We start from the raw sequence: 16,646 nt of genomic DNA, 5'->3' as shown, positions 1-16,646 counted from the left end.
CCTATGTCGAGCAGATTCTCGTCCCGCAGCTTCAGCCCGGGGACATCGTCGTCATGGACAATCTGGGGAGCCACAAGGCGGCCGCGCTGCGCAGGCAGATCCGGGCCGCCGGCGCAAGGCTCTGGTATCTGCCGCCGTATTCGCCCGACCTCAATCCGATCGAGCAGACCTTTGCCAAGATCAAGCACTGGATGCGTGCGGCCCAAAACCGCGCCGTCGACGACATCTGCCGTCACATCGGCGAACTCGTCAAAACCATCCAACCCCGCGAATGCGCCAACTACTTTGCCAACGCCGGATACGCTTCCATCAAAATGTGAAACGCTCTAGAGCGGCATCAGATAACGTTCTGCGGCGACGACGGCGTAGCTCCATCCGTCATTCCGGGGCGCTCGCGACCAGCGAGCGAACCCGGAATCTCGAGATTCTCAGACGTGCAATTGCACATCAGAGTTCGGTGCTTCGCATCGCCCCCGAATGACAGACTCATTTGCGGCCTTGCGCATCGGCTGCCTGATGACCATCTGACATGGCCTTGAGGAACCTGCCATGTTGGATTTTACCACCGATACCTTCGATCACGGCGTGTCATCGAAGGCGACCGAACAAGCACCCGTCAACGACCAGGTCCTGCTGGATGCCTACTCCAACGCTGTGATCGGCGTGACGGAGCGGGTCGGCCCGGCCGTGGTCCGCGTCGAGACGGGACCGAAAGTGCGTACCCCGGGCGAGCGCGGCGGGCTCGGCTCCGGCATTGTGATTTCGCCCGATGGACTCGTGCTGACCAACAGCCATGTCGTGGGGTCGGCGAAGGAGATTCGCCTCCGCGATATCGAGGGCGTTGTCACCGATGCGCGGGTGCTGGGCGTCGATCCCGACACGGATCTGGCGCTGCTGCGCGCCAATGGCGCGCGCGACCTGCGCTACGCCTCGCTCGGCAATTCCAAGACGCTGCGCCGCGGCCAGCTCGTGGTCGCGATCGGCAATCCGCTCGGCTTTGAATCGACCGTCACCGCGGGCGTGGTCTCCGCGCTCGGCCGTTCGATCCGCTCGATCTCGGGGCGCACCATCGAGGACGTGATCCAGACCGACGCCGCGCTCAACCCGGGCAATTCCGGCGGGCCGCTGGTCTCCTCGAAAGCCGAGGTGATCGGCATCAACACCGCTATCATCAACGGTGCGCAAGGCATCTGCTTTGCGGTCGCCTCCAATACCGCGCAATTTGTGCTGTCCGAGATCATCCGGCACGGCTACGTCCGGCGCGCCTATATCGGCGTCTCCGGCCAGACCGCGCCGATCCCGCGCCGGCACGCGGTGCTTGCCGGCGTCGACAACAAGATGGGCGCGCTGGTCGCGCAGATCGAGCCGGACGGGCCGGCGGCCAAGGCCGGGCTTCTGCCGGGTGACGTCGTGATCAAGCTCGACGGCGTCGAGATCAACGGCGTGGACGACCTGATCCGCGTGCTCGATCGCGACCGCATCGGGAAGATCCTCGCCATGGACGTGCTGCGGATGGGGCGGCTGCGGGCGATCGACATTCATCCCATCGAGCGTAAACCGGCGGGGCGGTAGGGCGCACTCAAGCACCCAGGTCTTGCCCCGAGCACCGTCATTCCGGTGCACGCGAAGCGTGAACCCGGAATCTCGCGATTCCGGGTCCGCCTCGGAGCTTGTCATCGGGCCGCGCTACGGGCGGGCCCGGTGGAGGCGCCCCGGATTGACAGTGCTCGGGGCCGCTGCCGACGCCCGAACAGGCGCGCATCTTCCGGCTGACGCCGACGGTGATCTCGCTGCTCGACTATTCCAAGGGTTTCGGGCACACCGATCTCGTCACCTGCTGAGTGCAGCGACACTGCCCGGATAAGCGACCTTGTTCGCCGTAGCTCCGAGAGCGAAGGTGGAAGCGCCGTTCGGGTTGGCTCTCGCGCCAGATCCCGCATATCGTCGTGCGGACTGAGTGCCGCCCTCATGCCAGCCAGACGCAAATTGCCCGTCGTGCCAATCTGTCGCAGGCTGTCGGGCTTGCTGTTTCGGAAAATCAGAATTATCCTCCCGCCCGTTCCGCACCGACACGAGGGGCGTACGCGTCGTCACGAACGTGGAGCGGAATGCGGTGGACGCGAGAGTGCTGACTGACGAACGGCATCCGCGCGGACGGCGAAGTCGTGTGGTCCTGGCGCGCCCATGCAGGCGCCAAGTCTTGCGGACGTGATGATCCGCGAGGCGACGGTGGCAAAAAGCTGGCTCACCGGGGAGAGCGCGAAGTAAGCCGTAAACCACTGCGCAGGGAAGGCCGGAGTGATTCCGCGCCCACCTGTGGTCTTCGCGCCTTTGCGCAACTTTTTTGCGCGAAGGCCCACGGGTGCACGCGGGCACCCGGTCTTCCCTGCACCCTCTATCTTCGAAGAGGGACACGCAAGAGGTACAACTCGGGCGACATGCGCCGCGGGAATACGGACTCATGATCTCTCGTCATTGCGAGGAGCGTAAGCGACGAAGCAATCCAGAGCCGCGCGCGTGACTCTGGATTGCTTCGCTTCGTTAGCAATGAAGGAGGCCGCTTGTGGGCGCCGCCCGCATGACGCTGAGATGTTTATACCTCAATCCAACACGATCACACGCCAACACAACTCATTCCGCCGCCGCAGCGAAGCGGGTGTTCTCAACCTCTGTCTCAAGGCGAGTCTTCTCCGCCATCGCCTTGACGATGCTCGCCTCCTTGATGTGGCCGTAGCCGCGGATCATCTCAGGCAGCCGCGCGAGTTTCACGAGCAGCGGAATCTGTTCGGGTCGCAAATCCGCAATCCGCTGCTCGAGCATCGCAAGATAGTCTTCGATCAGCTTGCGCTCGGACTTACGCTCGGCCGTGCGCCCGAACGGATCAAAGGCAGTGCCGCGCAAGAATTTCAGGCGGGCGAGCAGGCGGAAAGCGTGGATCATCCAGCCCCCGAACTCCTTTTTCTGCAAATGGCCAGTTACCTTGTCGCGGCGCGCGAAGACCGGCGGCGCGAGATAGAATTTGAGCTGGTAGTCGCCATCGAACTTCTCCGACAGTTTTTTCGCAAAGCTGCCGTCGGTATAGAGCCGCGCGACCTCGTATTCGTCCTTGTAGGCCATCAGCTTGAACAGGTTTTTCGCGACCGCCTCGGTCAGCTCGGTCGATGCGGGCGAGGCAGCCGCCTCCGCCTTTCGCACCTTTTCGAGCGCAGCGAGATAGCGCGCTGCGTAGGCCTTGTCCTGATAGTCGGTCAGGAATTTCGCGCGGGTGTCGATGATGTCGTCAAGCGTCCGGGTTGGCTGCACGGCACGGCTGCGGAACTGGATCACGCTGCGCACGCGCGCCATGTCGTACGCGGCGAGCCGGCCCCAGGTGAAGGCCTGCTTGTTCATTTCGACCGCCGCGCCGTTAATCTCGATCGCGCGCAGGATGGCTTCCAGCGACAGCGGGATTGCGCCCTTCTGGAAGGCGAAGCCGAGCATGAAGGAGTTGGTGGCGATGCTGTCGCCCATCAAGGTCGAGGCAATGCCGGTCGCGTCGATGATGTCGAGATTGCGCTCGCCGATCGCCTCGTGCAGCGTTGTCTGCATCGCGCCCATCTCGAAATCGATGTCCGGGTTCTGCACGAAGCTTGCGGTCGGCTGCAGGTCCGCATTGACGAACGCTCTTGTGACCCCGCGTTCGACGCGGCTGAGCGCGGTCGGGCCGGTGGAGACCACGATGTCGCAGCCGAGGATCAGGTCCGCGCCACCGGTCGTGATGCGCACCGCCGCGATATCTTCCGGCGCAGGCGCAATGCGGACGTGGCTCATCACCGCGCCGTTCTTCTGCGACAGGCCGGTGAAGTCCAGCGCGGAGCAGCCGCGGCCGTCGACATGGGCGGCCATGCCAAGCAGCGCACCGATGGTGATGACGCCGGTGCCGCCAATGCCGGTGACGAGAATGTTGTAGGGCGCGTCCAGCTTCGGGGTAGGGGGCAGAGGCAGGTCGGCGAAGAGCTGGCCGGAATCGATCGCGGAGGATTCGACGCGCTTGAGCTTGCCACCATGAACGGTGACGAAGCTCGGGCAGAAGCCCTCCACACAGGAAAAGTCCTTGTTGCAGTTGGATTGATCGATCTGGCGTTTGCGGCCGAACTCCGTATCCAGCGGCTGCACCGAGACGCAGTTGGAGGCTTGCGAGCAGTCGCCGCAGCCTTCGCAGACGAGATCGTTGATGAAGACCCGCTTGGGCGGATCGGGATAGAGCCCGCGCTTGCGGCGGCGGCGTTTTTCGGCGGCGCAAGTCTGATCGTAGATGAGAACCGTCAGCCCCTTGATCTCGCGCAGCTCGCGCTGCACCTGGTCCATCTCGCGGCGATGATGGACCGTCGTATCAGGCGGGAAATAGCCGGAGGGTGGGTATTTGCCGGGGTCGTCGGAGACGATGGCCAGACGCTTGACGCCTTCGGCCCACACCTGATGGGCGATCTGCGAAACCGTAAAGCTGCCTTCGGCCGGCTGGCCGCCGGTCATCGCGACGGCATCGTTATAGAGGATCTTGTAAGTGATGTTGACGCCGGAGGCGGCCGCCGCGCGCAGCGCGAGCAGGCCCGAATGGGTGTAGGTGCCGTCGCCGAGATTCTGGAAAATGTGCTGCTCGCTGGTGAAGGGCGCTTGCCCGATCCAGTTCGCGCCTTCGCCGCCCATATGTGTGATCGTCGCGGTGCGCCGCGCCGGCACGTTGAGCGCCATGCCGTGACAGCCGATGCCGGCCATGGCGCGGCTGCCTTCGGGGATCTTGGTCGAGGTGTTGTGCGGACAGCCCGAACAGAAAAATGGGGTGCGCTGCAGTGTGATCGGCGCCTGCGCCGCGGCGGGCCGTTCGAACGCTTCCAGCCGCGCCAGCCGCTGCTCCAGCATCGGGCTATGGTGGCCGAGCCTACGCAGCCGTGCAACCAATGCCGAGGCTACGATCGTGGGAGTGAGTTCACCCTCGCTCGGCAACAGGACCTTGCCTGCCTCGTCGCGCTTGCCGACGACGGCGGGACGATTCCACGCATCCATGTTGTAGAGGATGCGCTTGACCTGGTCCTCGATGAAGCCGCGCTTCTCCTCCACCACCAGCACGTCCTGCAGGCCCTCGGCGAAGCGCTTGGCGCCCTCTTCCTCGAGCGGCCAGGTCAGCGCGACCTTGTAGATTCGCAAGCCCAGCGCCTGCGCATCGCGATCGGTGATGCCGAGATCGGCAAGCGCCTGGCGCAGATCGAGATAGGCCTTGCCCGTCGTGATGATGCCGAGCCGCGCCGGCTTGCTGTCGAGCACGACTTTATCGAGCTTGTTGGCGCGCACGAAGGCACCGACGGCTTCCATCTTGGGGCCGAACAGCCGCTTCTCTTGCTCCATCGGCGGATCGGGCCAGCGGATGTTCAGCCCGCCCGGCGGCATTTCGAAATCGGAAGGCAGCACGATCTGCACGCGCGCGGCATCGCTATAGACCGAGGCCGAGCTCTCCACGGTCTCGCCGATCGCCTTGAAGCCGACCCAGCAGCCGGAATAGCGCGACAGCGCGAAGCCATAGAGGCCGAGGTCGAGATAGTCCTGCAGCGTCGCGGGATTGATGATCGGCATCAGTGCCGCGGCGAACACCTGCTCGCTCTGATGGGCCAGTGTGGAGGATTGGCAGCCGTGGTCATCGCCGGCGAGCGCCAGTACGCCGCCATGGCGCGAGGTGCCGGCGGAATTGGCATGCTTGAGCGCATCGACCGAGCGATCGACGCCCGGTCCCTTGCCGTACCAGATGCCGAACACTCCATCGACCTTGGCGCCCGGGAACAGCCCAACCTGCTGGCTGCCCCACACCGCGGTCGCCGCGAGGTCTTCGTTCAGGCCAGGCACGAAGGCGATATCGTGCGCCTTGAGGTGCGATTTGGCCCGCCACAGCGCGTGGTCGTACATGCCAAGTGGCGAGCCGCGATAGCCGGAGATGAAGCCTGCGGTGTTGAGGCGGGCCGCGCGATCAATTTCGCGCTGCAACATCGGGAGCCGCACCAGAGCCTGGACGCCGGAGAGATAGATCCGCTTGGCCTCGAGCCGGTATTTGTCCTCCAGCTCAACCTGCAGCAGCGTCATTTGGGTTTGCTCCGTTTGGTTTTCTTGGCGCTCGGCGGATCGATGCGGCAGGCCAGTGAAAAGGATGCGCCGCTAAAGTCAATATCGCGAGCTTGTTTCGGAGGGCGCGGCATAGCCGCTGTGGAAGAATTTCATGACATCGCTGCGTTAGAGGATGCTGGGCGGGGTCTTGATGGCACAGTGCTTGCTTAGCTTTTCTCGAGAGTGCGGGGCGGCGTCGTTTATGATGGACTTAAATCAAGCCTCAACTGGTACGGTCGTTGCCGAGCCGGAGCCGATCGACCTCAACTGGTCGACGACTGCGTTCCTCATCATCGACATGCAGCGCGATTTTCTCGAGCCCGGCGGCTTCGGCGAGACGCTCGGCAACGACGTCTCCCGGCTTGGCTCCGCCATCGGGCCGATCGCTTCGGTGCTGGCCGCCGCGCGCGCCATGGGAATGCTGGTCATCCATACGCGCGAGGGGCATCTGCCTGATCTCTCGGACGCGCCGCGTGCCAAGCTTGGGCGCGGCGCGCCATCCTTGCGCATCGGCGATCCTGGCCCGATGGGACGCATCCTGATTCGCGGCGAGCCGGGACACGACATTATCTCCGAGCTCTATCCGGCCGATGGCGAGATCGTCATCGACAAGCCCGGCAAGGGCGCATTCTATGCCACCGAGCTCGGCGATATCTTGCGGAAACACGGCATCGAAAATCTGCTGGTGTGCGGGGTCACCACCGAGATCTGTGTCAACACCACAGTGCGCGAGGCCAATGACCGCGGCTATCGCTGCGTTGTCATCGCCGACGGCTGCGCCTCCTACTTCCCCGAATTCCACGACATGGGCCTCAAGATGATCAAGGCCCAGGGTGGCATCTTCGGCTGGGTCGCCGACTCGGCCGCGGTTCTCAGGGCAATGCAAGCGGAGACGGCCAATATCGTGTGACAGCAGGAGCGTGGGAGATGAACGGCGCCTTCGGTCAGGGCCTCACCGCCGGAGTCTCAATCGGCATGCCGGCCGCGCGCGACATCAAATAAAGCTCGAGCTCGACCAGTTCGGGCGCGCCATAATTGTAGGCCTGCGCGCGAATGCCGGTCATACAGCCGCGCAGGCGGCGCTGCAGCGAGCCCAGCGTCTGCCACTCCAGTCGATACATCGGGTAGCCGGTCGGCTGCCCTTGCGTAATCGCGGCGCCCGCCAGACGCTTGTCCCAATTGTCGTCATGGCAGTTGGCGCAGGCGAGATTGAGCTGGCCCTGCCGCTGCATGAAGAGCTCGTGCCCTCTGGCGATGAATGGTGCGAGCTGCGAGTCGCCATCGGGCGTAATCGGCATGCCACGCGACTGGTTGGCGATGAACGCGCTCAGCGCCAACAGGTCGTGGCTTTCGTAGTCGAGCGCAGGCGCCTGTTGGTGTTGCGCACGGCAAAGATTGATACGCTGCTCGAGGTCCACCGGGCGGCCGAGCGCCTTGTCGAAGGCGGGATAGCGGGCCGCGACGCCCTTCATGCTGGCGCGTGCATCGCCGTGGCAATCCGCGCAGGCGTTGTTTGCGGCGCCGGGTCTCTTGTTCCAGAGCGCCTCGCCGTCGAGCACCCAGAGCATGCCGGGATTGGCGGTGTCGTCGTCCTGCATGGCCTTGCTGTCGGGTCCCATGAAGCTGTAGCCGGAGCGGCGCTGGTCCGGCGGAATCTCGGCAGCGCGCAGCGGCGCGGCCGCGACCAGCAGCGCCGCAACAAGCATCGCGCAAGCCCGCTTCATTCGACGGTGATCGCGGCGGAGGCGGTCTGGGAAAAGCCGTTGTCGCCGGTCCATTCGAACTCGAACCTGCCGCTCTCTCTCGCGGTCGTGAAAAAGGAGAAATAGGGGTTGGCCGCGATGGCCGGAAACAGATCGGCACGGAAGATCTCCTGGCCATTGAAGCGGCAGGTGAAGCTCGTGATGATGTCGCGTGGAACGATCTCGCCGCTGGCTTTGCGGCGGTATCCGGTTTCCATGATATGCGAGGTCAGCGCCCGGATCTCGATGATGTCGCCGCGCTTCGCCCGTTTGGGGACGTTGATCAGAGCGGAAGCCACTACAGCTCCTCCGTACAGGCTGCTAACGTCACCACGACGTCCACGCTGGCCGACCAGAACGAGCCGTCCGACATCTGCGCGATCGCCACCACCTTCTGGCTGTCGGCAAGGCGGATGCGGGTCGAGACCTGGGCGCGGCCGGATGCGGGGGTGAGATAAAAATTGCCGATATAGGGCTGCGGATTCTTCTCGTTGAAGACATGAATGCTCTTCACGTAATCGTCCGCCGTCATCGGGCTCGCGACGCTCACGGTCACTGGCACCGCATTGCCGTTTTCGACCAGCGGCGGGATATCAAGCTTGACCCTGCCGGTCTGCACCTGCGCTTCGCCGACGATATTGCGGATGGCGAAATTGAGCATCGCGGGCGTCGCTTCGGCAGGCCGCAGCATCACCCGCGACATCGCGCCGAGAATGGCGGCGCTGCCAGCGACTTTCAGAAAATTGCGGCGTGCGGATGGATCCTGGTTCGGCATGACCTATGCTCTCTAGTCGCGCAGCGTTGCCAGATAGGCAACGATATCCTCGATTTGTTCCGCCGACAGGATCGGCTTGTCGCGCCAGTTCTGGCCGACGTGTACCAGCCCGTCCACACGGTAAAAGGACGGCATGATGGTCGCCGGATTGAAACGCGAGGCGTCGACCAGACGCAGGCGGAGCTGACTTGCACTCCAGCGGCTGCCAACGCCGGCGAGATTGGGCGCCAGATCACCCTGGAACTTCACGTTCGGAAACGGTCCGGAGTGGCAAAGGATGCAGGTGCTGGTGCGATCCAGCACCAGCGCGCGGCCGCGTGCTGCATCGCCGGGCCTGCCTGTCAGCGATTGAGGGATGCCATCGCCGACCACGGTGTAAGGCACGAGCGTATCCGCCCTGGCCATGGATGTGATCGCCAAGGTGCCTGCCGCTAGCAAGACAACAGGGACGAGCGAATTAGCCAAACGTCTCCTCCGTGATCGTCGTGTACCAGTTCCGCGCGGCTTCGGCCTCGCGCGCCCGCACCTCGCGCGGCGCATCGACTGCGCTGCTGCCGCCGCCTTCGACTTCGGCGAAAATGTCGTCCTTCGACTGATAGAGACCGGCAAGCGAGAACGCATAGCCAGGTGCAACGGTATCGTAGCAGATGCCGCTCAGCTTGGGCGTCTCAGGTGCCTTGCCGGACAGCAGATCGAAAATCGCCCTGGCGCAGGCTTTGCCTTGCGCGCTCGCGGCGGAGGCTGATTTCGGGATGGCGCCGCCAAGGCAGGCGTCGCCGATCACGTGGACGTCAGGCAGAAGTTTTGACGCGAAGGTTACGGGATCGATCGGGCACCAGCCGGTCTTGTCAGCAGCGCCGGCGATCGCCGCGATGCGGCCGGCGCGTTGCGGCGGGATGATATTGGCGACCGCCGCGATATGATCACCAAATTCGGTGATGATGGTGTTGGTTGAGGCATCGACCGAGGTGACGCGGCCGCCGTCCGACAGCGCTATCCGTTCGATGATGCCGTCATACAGCTCGTTCCAGGCCTTCTCGAACAGCCGCTGCTGCGAGAAATTGTCCTTCGCATCCAGGATGAGCACCTTCGAGCGCGGCTTTCGCGACTTCAGATAATGCGCAATCAGGCTGGCGCGCTCGTAAGGCGCGGGCGGGCAGCGCAAGGGATTGGCAGGCACGGCGATTGCGACCAGGCCGCCATCCTCCATGGCCTCGATCTGCCGGCGCAATAGCAGTGTCTGTTCACCGGCCTGCCACGCATGCGGCATCTTTTGGGCTGCCGACTCGTCGTAGCCGGGCAGGGCGTCGAAGCGCAGCTCGATCCCGGGCGCGAGCACCAGGCGGTCGTAGGAAAGACTCGTGCCGTCTGCGAGCATCACAGCGCGCCGTTGCGGATCGATCGCCTTCACGGCTTGCGCCACAATATCGATGCCCTCCGCGGCAAGTTTGCCGTAGCCGAATTGTTGGGCCTCGATGTTCCGCAAGCCGGCAATGACCTCGTTGCTGAACGGACAAGCCGTGAATGTCTTGTTGGGCTCGATCAGCGTCACCGCTAGCTTCGCATCGATCCGCTTCAGCGCTCGCGCGCAGGCCGCGCCGCCAAAGCCGCCGCCGACGACGATGACGCGCGCGGCTGGTTGCGCATGCGTAATGGATGGCAGCGCCAGGGAAGCTGCGAGCGCGGCGACGCCGCGAAGGGCGTCTCTTCGCCCGACCTGCCGCAGCGTGTTCATGAGCATGATCCGAAAAACGAAAGCGGCGGCTCGCTTAGAGCCGCCGCTGATCCCCTAGGCAAACGTGATGTTCTGGTCGCGCAGCGGCACCGAGCGCAGACGTTTGCCCGTCGCTGCGAAATAGGCGTTCAGCACGGCGGGCGCGGCAACGCCGATCGTCGGCTCGCCGACGCCGCCCCAGAACCCGCCGCTCGGCATCACGATCGCCTCGACCTTCGGCATCTCGCCGATCCGCATCGAATTATAAGTGTCGAAGTTGGTCTGCTCGATGCGGCCGTGCTTCACGGTGCAGCCGCCATAGACCAGCGCGCTCAAGCCATAGACGAAGGAGCCGGCGGTCTGCCGTTCGATCTGCGCGGGGTTGACGGCATAGCCGGGATCGATAGCGGCGACGACTCGATGCACCTTGATGTTCTTGCCATCGACGACGGAAATTTCCGCAGCGCCCGCGACGTAGCTGCCATAGCTTGCGAATTGCGCGATGCCGCGGAAGACCCCTTGCGGGGCAGGCTGCTCCCACCCGATCTTTTCCGCCACCGCATCGAGCACCGCAAGGTGCTTCGGATGCTGCGCCATCAGCTTGCGACGGAAGGCGAGGGGATCTTCATTCACGGCATGCGCGAGCTCATCCATGAAGCATTCGAGATAGATCGCGTTGTGATTGACATTTACGCCGCGCCAGAAGCCCGGGATGATGTGCGGATTGCGCATCGAATGCTCGATCAGCACATTCGGGATTGAATAGCCGATCGCAGCTTCGCCAGATGGGTTGAGGCCGGCGAAGGTGGCCGGGTCCTTGCCGTTGACCAGCGCTTCGGGACGCAGGCTGAACAGGATGGATTGGCCGGAGATGCGCATATGCAGCGCGGTCAGATTATTGTCGGCGTCGAGGCCGGCGGTCAGCTTGCATTGCGTGATGGGGTGGTAGCGGCCGTGCGTCATGTCCTCTTCGCGCGACCACAACAGTTTTATGGGCGTGCCCGGCATCTGCTTGGCGATATCGACGGCCTGCCGGACATAATCGGTCTGGCCGCGGCGCCCAAAGCCGCCGCCGACGAGATGCTTGTGCACGTCGCATTTTTCAGCCGGAAGGCCGGATCCTTCCAGCACGGCCGCAAGAGCCGCTTCGCCGTTCTGCGTGCCGCACCAGACTTCGCATTTGTCGGCCGTATAGAGCGCCGTCGCGTTCAACGGCTCCAGCGTAGCGTGGTTCTGGTAGGGATAATTGTAGACGGCTTCGACCTTTTTGACCGCGCCGGCAAGGGCTGCATTGATGTCGCCGCTTTGGTTGCCGACATAAGCCGGTCCGGACTCCAGGCCCTCCGCCAGCCATTTGGCGATCGAGGCGCTGGAAACGTTGGCGTTCTCGCCTTCGTCCCAGACAATCGGCAGGGCATCGAGCGCGGTCTTGGCGTGCCACCAGGTATCGGCGACGACCGCGACGGCGGAATCGCCCACGCGCACCACCTTCTGCACGCCTTTCATGTTGGCGATCTTGGCTTCGTCATAGCTCTTCAGCTTGCCGCCCGTGACCGGGCAATCCTTGATCGCGGCGTTGAGCATGCCGGGCAGTTTCAGATCGATGCTGTAGACCAATGCGCCGGTGGTCTTGTCGGCCGTATCGAGCCGCTTGACGGCCTTGCCGATGAGCTTCCAGTCTTTGGGATCCTTGAGCTTGACGTCGGTTGGCGGTTGCAGCTTGGCGGCGGCCTCGGCCACCTTGCCGTAGGTCGTCGTCCTGCCCGAAGGCTTATGCGTGATAATGCTGTTGGCAGCGGTGCACTCGGCGACCGGCACCTTCCATTCGTTGGCCGCGGCCTGGATCAGCATCATGCGCGCGGTCGCGCCGCCCTTGCGCACATATTCCTGCGACGTACGGATGCCGCGGCTTCCGCCGGTCGAATAATCCCCCCAAACCCGCTTGCGGGCGACGTTCTGTCCGGGCGACGGAAATTCGGTCGTGACCTTCGACCAATTGCATTCCAGCTCTTCGGCGACGAGTTGGGCGAGGCCGGTCAGCGTGCCCTGGCCCATCTCCGATCGGGCGACCCGGATCACGACGGTGTCGTCGGGACGCACCACGACCCAGGCGTTGACTTCGGGCGAGCCGTCGGCGGCACGAACCACGCGCGGTCCGCCAAAGGGGAGATCGAAGCCGAGCGCGAGGCCGGCACCGAGCGCGGCGCTGCCGATGACAAAGGCACGACGGTTGAGTTGGGGAGCGACATGTTTGTTCATGGACGCCCTCCTCACGCGTTTGCAATCGCGTGGATTGCTTCGCGCACCTGCTGGAAGGTGCCGCATCGGCAGATATTCGTGATGTTGTCGTTGATGTCCTGGTCGGTGGGCTTGGGATTGTCCTTCAAGAGCGCCGCCACCGCCATGATCATCCCGCTCTGGCAATACCCGCATTGCGGGACGTCGTTATCAATCCAGGCCTGCTGCACCTTGTTCAGGGTTCCGTCGTTGGCCAGGCCTTCGATGGTCGTGATCAGCTTGCCCTCGGCTTCACTCACCGCGACTCCACAGGAGCGCGTCGCGACCCCGTCGATATGGACGGTGCAGGCGCCACATTGTGCGATGCCGCAGCCATATTTGGTGCCGGTGAGTCCGACATTCTCTCTGATTGCCCAGAGCAGCGGCGTATCCGGCTCGACATCGATCGTGAAAGTTTTGCCATTGATGTTGAGGTTTGCCATCGCAGATCCCCTGATTGGTCCAATCCACCGATTGGACTTCGCCGCGACGTTTGAGCGCCAAATTTTGAATGGTTCAAATCAATATTCCGCGCTTGCACGGCCAAAGAAAAAAATGAGCCTGAGCGGAAGAAATTTGACTTGTTGGTGTTACGCCGCAATTGCGACTTTAACTCGCGCGCTTTGGGTCGACAGCTAGGCGCAGAAAGCTCATCACGCAGCCAATTCCGGCAAATCCGGCGCCGAGAGCCAGCGCCACGGTCGCACCGTTCCGCCCTGCCAGGCTGAAGCATAAGGCGGCCAGCGCCGCGCCGGTCGTTTGTCCGATCAGGCGAGCGGTGGCGACAATGCCACTGGCACCGCCGCTGCGGTGCGGCGGCGCGCTGGACATGATGGCTTTCATGTTCGGGGTCTGGAAGAAACCAAATCCAATGCCGCAAATCACCATGCGCCAGACGATATCGGGAATGCTCGGGCTTGCGGGCAGCATCGCCAGCAGGAGCATTCCGACGCCAAGCAGCATCAGGCCAAGGCCGCCAAGCAGGCCGGCGGGAAAGCGATCGGACAGCCGTCCGCCGATCGGCGCCATGATGGCGACCACCAGCGGCCACGGCGTCATAAAGAAGCCGGTCTCGACCTGCGAACGCAGCAGGACATCCTCGAAGTAGAAGGGCAGGGAGACGAAGGCCAGGCCTTGCACGGCAAATGAGCAGACCGCGGTCGCCGCCGAGAGCGCAAACAGCGGCCGGCGGAACAGATCCGTCGGCAGCATCGGTGCCGGATGCTCCGCTTGCCGCCGGGTCAATAGCCAGCCGAGCAAGAACGCGGCGACAAGTTCGATCACGACCAGAATCGGCCAGGCTTGATGCGCCGCGCTGCCGATGCCGATGATGAACAGGCCCAGGCAGGCGGAGGCCAGGATCGCGCCAGGGAAATCGAAATCATGCTTGGCCCGCGGTGTCGGCGGCAAGGTCCGCAGGCCGATCAGGATCGCGGTGAGGCCAAAGGGAATGTTGATCGCAAACAGCCACGGCCACGAGCCGATCGACAGGATTCCGGACGCAATGGTCGGGCCGAACGTGAAGGCAGTCGCCACCACCAGCGCGTTATGGCCGAAGCCGCGGCCATGCATGCGGCCCGGATAGACGAAGCGGACCAGCGCTGTGTTCACGCTCATGATGCCGCTCGCCCCTAATCCCTGCAGAGTGCGCGCCACCAATAGGCTCGGCAGCGACCAGGCCAAGGCGCAGCCGAGCGATGCCAGTGTAAACAGCACGAGTCCGCCGAGATAGATTCGCTCATGACCGACGATTTCGCCGAGCGCGCCCAGCGGCAGCAAAGTCGCCACCAGCGCGATCTGGTAGACATTCACCACCCAGACAACTTCCGCGGGGCTGACATGAAGTTCGGCGGAGATCGCGGGCAGGGCGACGTTGGCAATGGCGGTATCGAGCGAGGCCATCGCCAAGGCGGTGAAAATTGCGGCAACTGCCCAGCGCCTGCGCTCCCATGGCAAGCCGTCGGTCACCGGTGTCGCGGGAGCTTTCGCGGCGTTGCGATCGACGTACATGTTTGAAAATCTCTCCGCGTCGGAGGCTGGGTGGCCCGTAGTCCCCGCCATTTAATACGCCTGTGCGGCGCACCACAGCCGTGCGGATGCATGATGGGCATGCGATGGCCCCTGCATCGGATTTTCTTGGGCGACTTTCGGCTACTTCCCGCCCGCAGGCCGATCGACTAGCCTTGTCCGCAATGGCGGCCGCAAAACAAGCCGCTCTTGAGGGGAAACGCGCTTGAAAGCCCAGGCAGTCCGGCGCATCGAGGCCGCCAAGGTCGGCATTGAGGCAAAGCGCCGGAGCGGCGTCATGGCCGAGCTGTGGGTCGCGCTCTTGCTGGCGATCCTGGCCTTTCTTGTGATCTATCCCGTGCTGACGCTTTTATTTGGCGCGCTCACCGATGCCAACCCGGTGGTGGACGGCCTCAGCCTTCAGCACCTGTCGGTCGCCAATTTCCTCGCCGTGCTCGCCAATCCCAATGTCGCGGAAGCGCTGCTGAATACGTTGATCGCCTGCGGCGGCGGCACGCTCATCGCGGTCGCAATCGGGCTGCTCTTTTCGTGGATCGTGGTCCGCACCAACACGCCGTTCAAAGGCTTTATCGCCGCGGCAAGCATCCTGCCGCTGTTCGCGCCGCCGCTGGTTGCGGGTGTCGCCTGGTCCATCCTCGGCTCGCCGAAGACAGGTCTGATCAATACCGTCTTCAAATGGGCTGGCCTCGACTGGCATGTCGATTTCTACTCGATGCCGGGATTGGTGTTGGTGTTCGGTATTTATTACGCGCCCTATGTCTACATGTTCGCGGCGTCCGCGCTGCGCAACATGGACCCGAGTCTGGAGGAGGCGGCGGAGATTTCCGGCGCCAGCGCCTTCTCGACGTTGTTCTCGGTGACGTTCCCCCTGATCATGCCGGCGATCGTTTCCGGCATGCTGCTGTCCTTCATCGTGATGCTCGGCATCTATGGCATACCGGCCGTGCTCGGAGCGCCCAGCAACATCAACGTGCTGACGACCTACATTTTCAAGCTCACCAACTGGTCGCCGCCGCTCTACAATACGGCCGCTGCGGTCGCAATCCTGCTCATGCTGGTCACCGGCCTGCTGGTTTACCTGCAGCAGAAGGTCTTGAGCGGGCGCAGCTTCACCACCGTCGCCGGCAAGGCGTTTCGGCCGCGCAGCCTCGATCTCGGTCTCTGGCGCTGGGTCACCTTCGCGCTCGGCCTTTTTTATCTGCTGGTTGTCGTAGCTCTGCCGATGCTGGCGCTGATCGTGGCGGCGTTTCGCAAATTCATGTTCATCCGCGACGTCGCGAGCCTGTTCGACGCGCGGCAATATTCCCTAATGCATTTCAACAGCATCTTCGACAATCCACTGACTTTAAAATCTATCTACAACGCAGTCGAGGTCGGCATCATCACGGCGGTGATCGGAGGCGGGCTTGCCTTTGCGATCGGCTACACCGTCCATCGCACGCGCGTGCCGGGCCGGCGCGCCATCGACTTGATTGCGACCCTGCCCGTGGCGATCCCAGGGCTCGTGATCGGTGTTGCGTATCTGTGGGCGTGGATCGGCATTCCGGGCGGGCTCTATGGCACGATCTGGATTTTGGCGCTGGCGTTCATCGCGCGCTTCATGCCGGATACCGTGAAGTCGCTGTCGACCTCCTTCCTGCAAATCCACCGCGAGCTCGAGGAAGCCGCCTGGGTCTGCGGCAAGGGCACGCTGGGAACAATCGGAACCGTAGTGCTGCCGCTCGCGCGACCCGGCGTGATCGCCTCGATGACGCTGCTGTTCGTGTTGGCCATCCGCGAACTCGGCTCGTCGCTGTTTCTCTACACCAGCGACACCATGGTGATGTCGGTGTTGCTGCTCGACTATTACGAGGGCGGCAACATCGGAAAGACTGCCGCGTTCAGCTTGGTGCAGACGGTCTTGCTCGGCCTTCTGATCGGCGGCGCCAACTGGCTGGCGCGCGGCGCGTCGCAGGGCACGGTTGCGCAACGGATCAGATGA

The 16,646-nt window shown here is 63.5% G+C and carries 13 protein-coding genes and 1 pseudogene; 5 read left to right on the top strand and 9 right to left on the bottom strand.

Features of this window, described 5'->3' with window-relative positions; genetic code table 11:
- The 3 genes and pseudogenes from F758_RS0130900 to F758_RS53425 form a co-directional block, all read left to right on the top strand.
- A partial coding sequence (locus tag F758_RS0130900) for a transposase (RefSeq protein WP_024511533.1) occupies positions 1-320 on the top strand: 320 nt, incomplete at its 5' end.
- A 229-nt stretch (positions 321-549) separates the two neighbouring features.
- Complete coding sequence (locus F758_RS0130895; RefSeq protein WP_024511532.1) at positions 550-1,572, top strand: S1C family serine protease; 1,023 nt, start codon at positions 550-552, stop codon at positions 1,570-1,572.
- 173 nt (positions 1,573-1,745) lie between these two features.
- Positions 1,746-1,841: pseudogene (locus tag F758_RS53425) on the top strand (pyridoxamine 5'-phosphate oxidase family protein); the annotation flags it as partial.
- A 790-nt stretch (positions 1,842-2,631) separates the two neighbouring features.
- Here the strand turns inward: F758_RS53425 and F758_RS0130885 are convergent.
- On the bottom strand, positions 2,632-6,108 hold the full coding sequence (locus tag F758_RS0130885) for an indolepyruvate ferredoxin oxidoreductase family protein (RefSeq protein ID WP_024511531.1): 3,477 nt from the start codon (positions 6,106-6,108) through the stop codon (positions 2,632-2,634).
- Positions 6,109-6,331: 223 nt separating this feature from the next.
- On the opposite strand from F758_RS0130885, the gene F758_RS0130880 reads away from it, so the two are divergent.
- The gene (locus F758_RS0130880; RefSeq protein ID WP_024511530.1) at positions 6,332-7,039 is read left to right on the top strand and encodes a cysteine hydrolase family protein; all 708 of its coding nucleotides are present in this window, start codon (positions 6,332-6,334) and stop codon (positions 7,037-7,039) included.
- Between the two features lie 34 nt (positions 7,040-7,073).
- Here the strand turns inward: F758_RS0130880 and soxA are convergent, their stop codons facing one another.
- The 8 genes from soxA to F758_RS0130840 all read right to left on the bottom strand — a co-directional run bounded on the left by soxA (position 7,074) and on the right by F758_RS0130840 (position 14,647).
- The gene (soxA, locus tag F758_RS0130875; RefSeq protein ID WP_024511529.1) at positions 7,074-7,853 is read right to left on the bottom strand and encodes a sulfur oxidation c-type cytochrome SoxA; all 780 of its coding nucleotides are present in this window, start codon (positions 7,851-7,853) and stop codon (positions 7,074-7,076) included.
- On the bottom strand, positions 7,850-8,170 hold the full coding sequence (gene soxZ, locus F758_RS0130870) for a thiosulfate oxidation carrier complex protein SoxZ (protein ID WP_024511528.1): 321 nt from the start codon (positions 8,168-8,170) through the stop codon (positions 7,850-7,852). The genes soxA and soxZ overlap by 4 nt, the downstream gene beginning before the upstream one ends.
- Complete coding sequence (locus F758_RS0130865) at positions 8,170-8,646, bottom strand: SoxY-related AACIE arm protein (RefSeq protein ID WP_024511527.1); 477 nt, start codon at positions 8,644-8,646, stop codon at positions 8,170-8,172. Before F758_RS0130865 ends, soxZ begins: the two co-directional genes overlap by 1 nt.
- A gap of 12 nt (positions 8,647-8,658) precedes the next feature.
- Complete coding sequence (gene soxX, locus F758_RS0130860) at positions 8,659-9,051, bottom strand: sulfur oxidation c-type cytochrome SoxX (protein ID WP_051387075.1); 393 nt, start codon at positions 9,049-9,051, stop codon at positions 8,659-8,661.
- Positions 9,052-9,103: 52 nt separating this feature from the next.
- Complete coding sequence (locus F758_RS0130855) at positions 9,104-10,381, bottom strand: NAD(P)/FAD-dependent oxidoreductase (protein ID WP_024511525.1); 1,278 nt, start codon at positions 10,379-10,381, stop codon at positions 9,104-9,106.
- A 54-nt stretch (positions 10,382-10,435) separates the two neighbouring features.
- Positions 10,436-12,619, bottom strand: a complete 2,184-nt coding sequence (locus F758_RS0130850) for a xanthine dehydrogenase family protein molybdopterin-binding subunit (protein WP_024511524.1) — start codon at positions 12,617-12,619, stop codon at positions 10,436-10,438.
- Positions 12,620-12,630: 11 nt separating this feature from the next.
- Positions 12,631-13,080 carry a (2Fe-2S)-binding protein gene (locus tag F758_RS0130845; protein WP_024511523.1) on the bottom strand — a complete coding sequence of 150 codons (450 nt, stop codon included), beginning with the start codon at positions 13,078-13,080 and terminating at the stop codon, positions 12,631-12,633.
- A gap of 166 nt (positions 13,081-13,246) precedes the next feature.
- Positions 13,247-14,647, bottom strand: a complete 1,401-nt coding sequence (locus tag F758_RS0130840; RefSeq protein ID WP_024511522.1) for an MFS transporter — start codon at positions 14,645-14,647, stop codon at positions 13,247-13,249.
- 223 nt (positions 14,648-14,870) lie between these two features.
- Between F758_RS0130840 and F758_RS0130835 the strand changes: the two genes are divergently transcribed.
- Positions 14,871-16,646 carry an ABC transporter permease gene (locus F758_RS0130835; RefSeq protein ID WP_024511521.1) on the top strand — a complete coding sequence of 592 codons (1,776 nt, stop codon included), beginning with the start codon at positions 14,871-14,873 and terminating at the stop codon, positions 16,644-16,646.

Source organism: Bradyrhizobium sp. ARR65 (genome assembly GCF_000472385.1).
In the GTDB taxonomy this organism is placed as follows: domain Bacteria; phylum Pseudomonadota; class Alphaproteobacteria; order Rhizobiales; family Xanthobacteraceae; genus Bradyrhizobium.
Note: the sequence above shows the minus strand (reverse complement) of the source record. Positions and strands in the feature narration are given on the sequence as shown.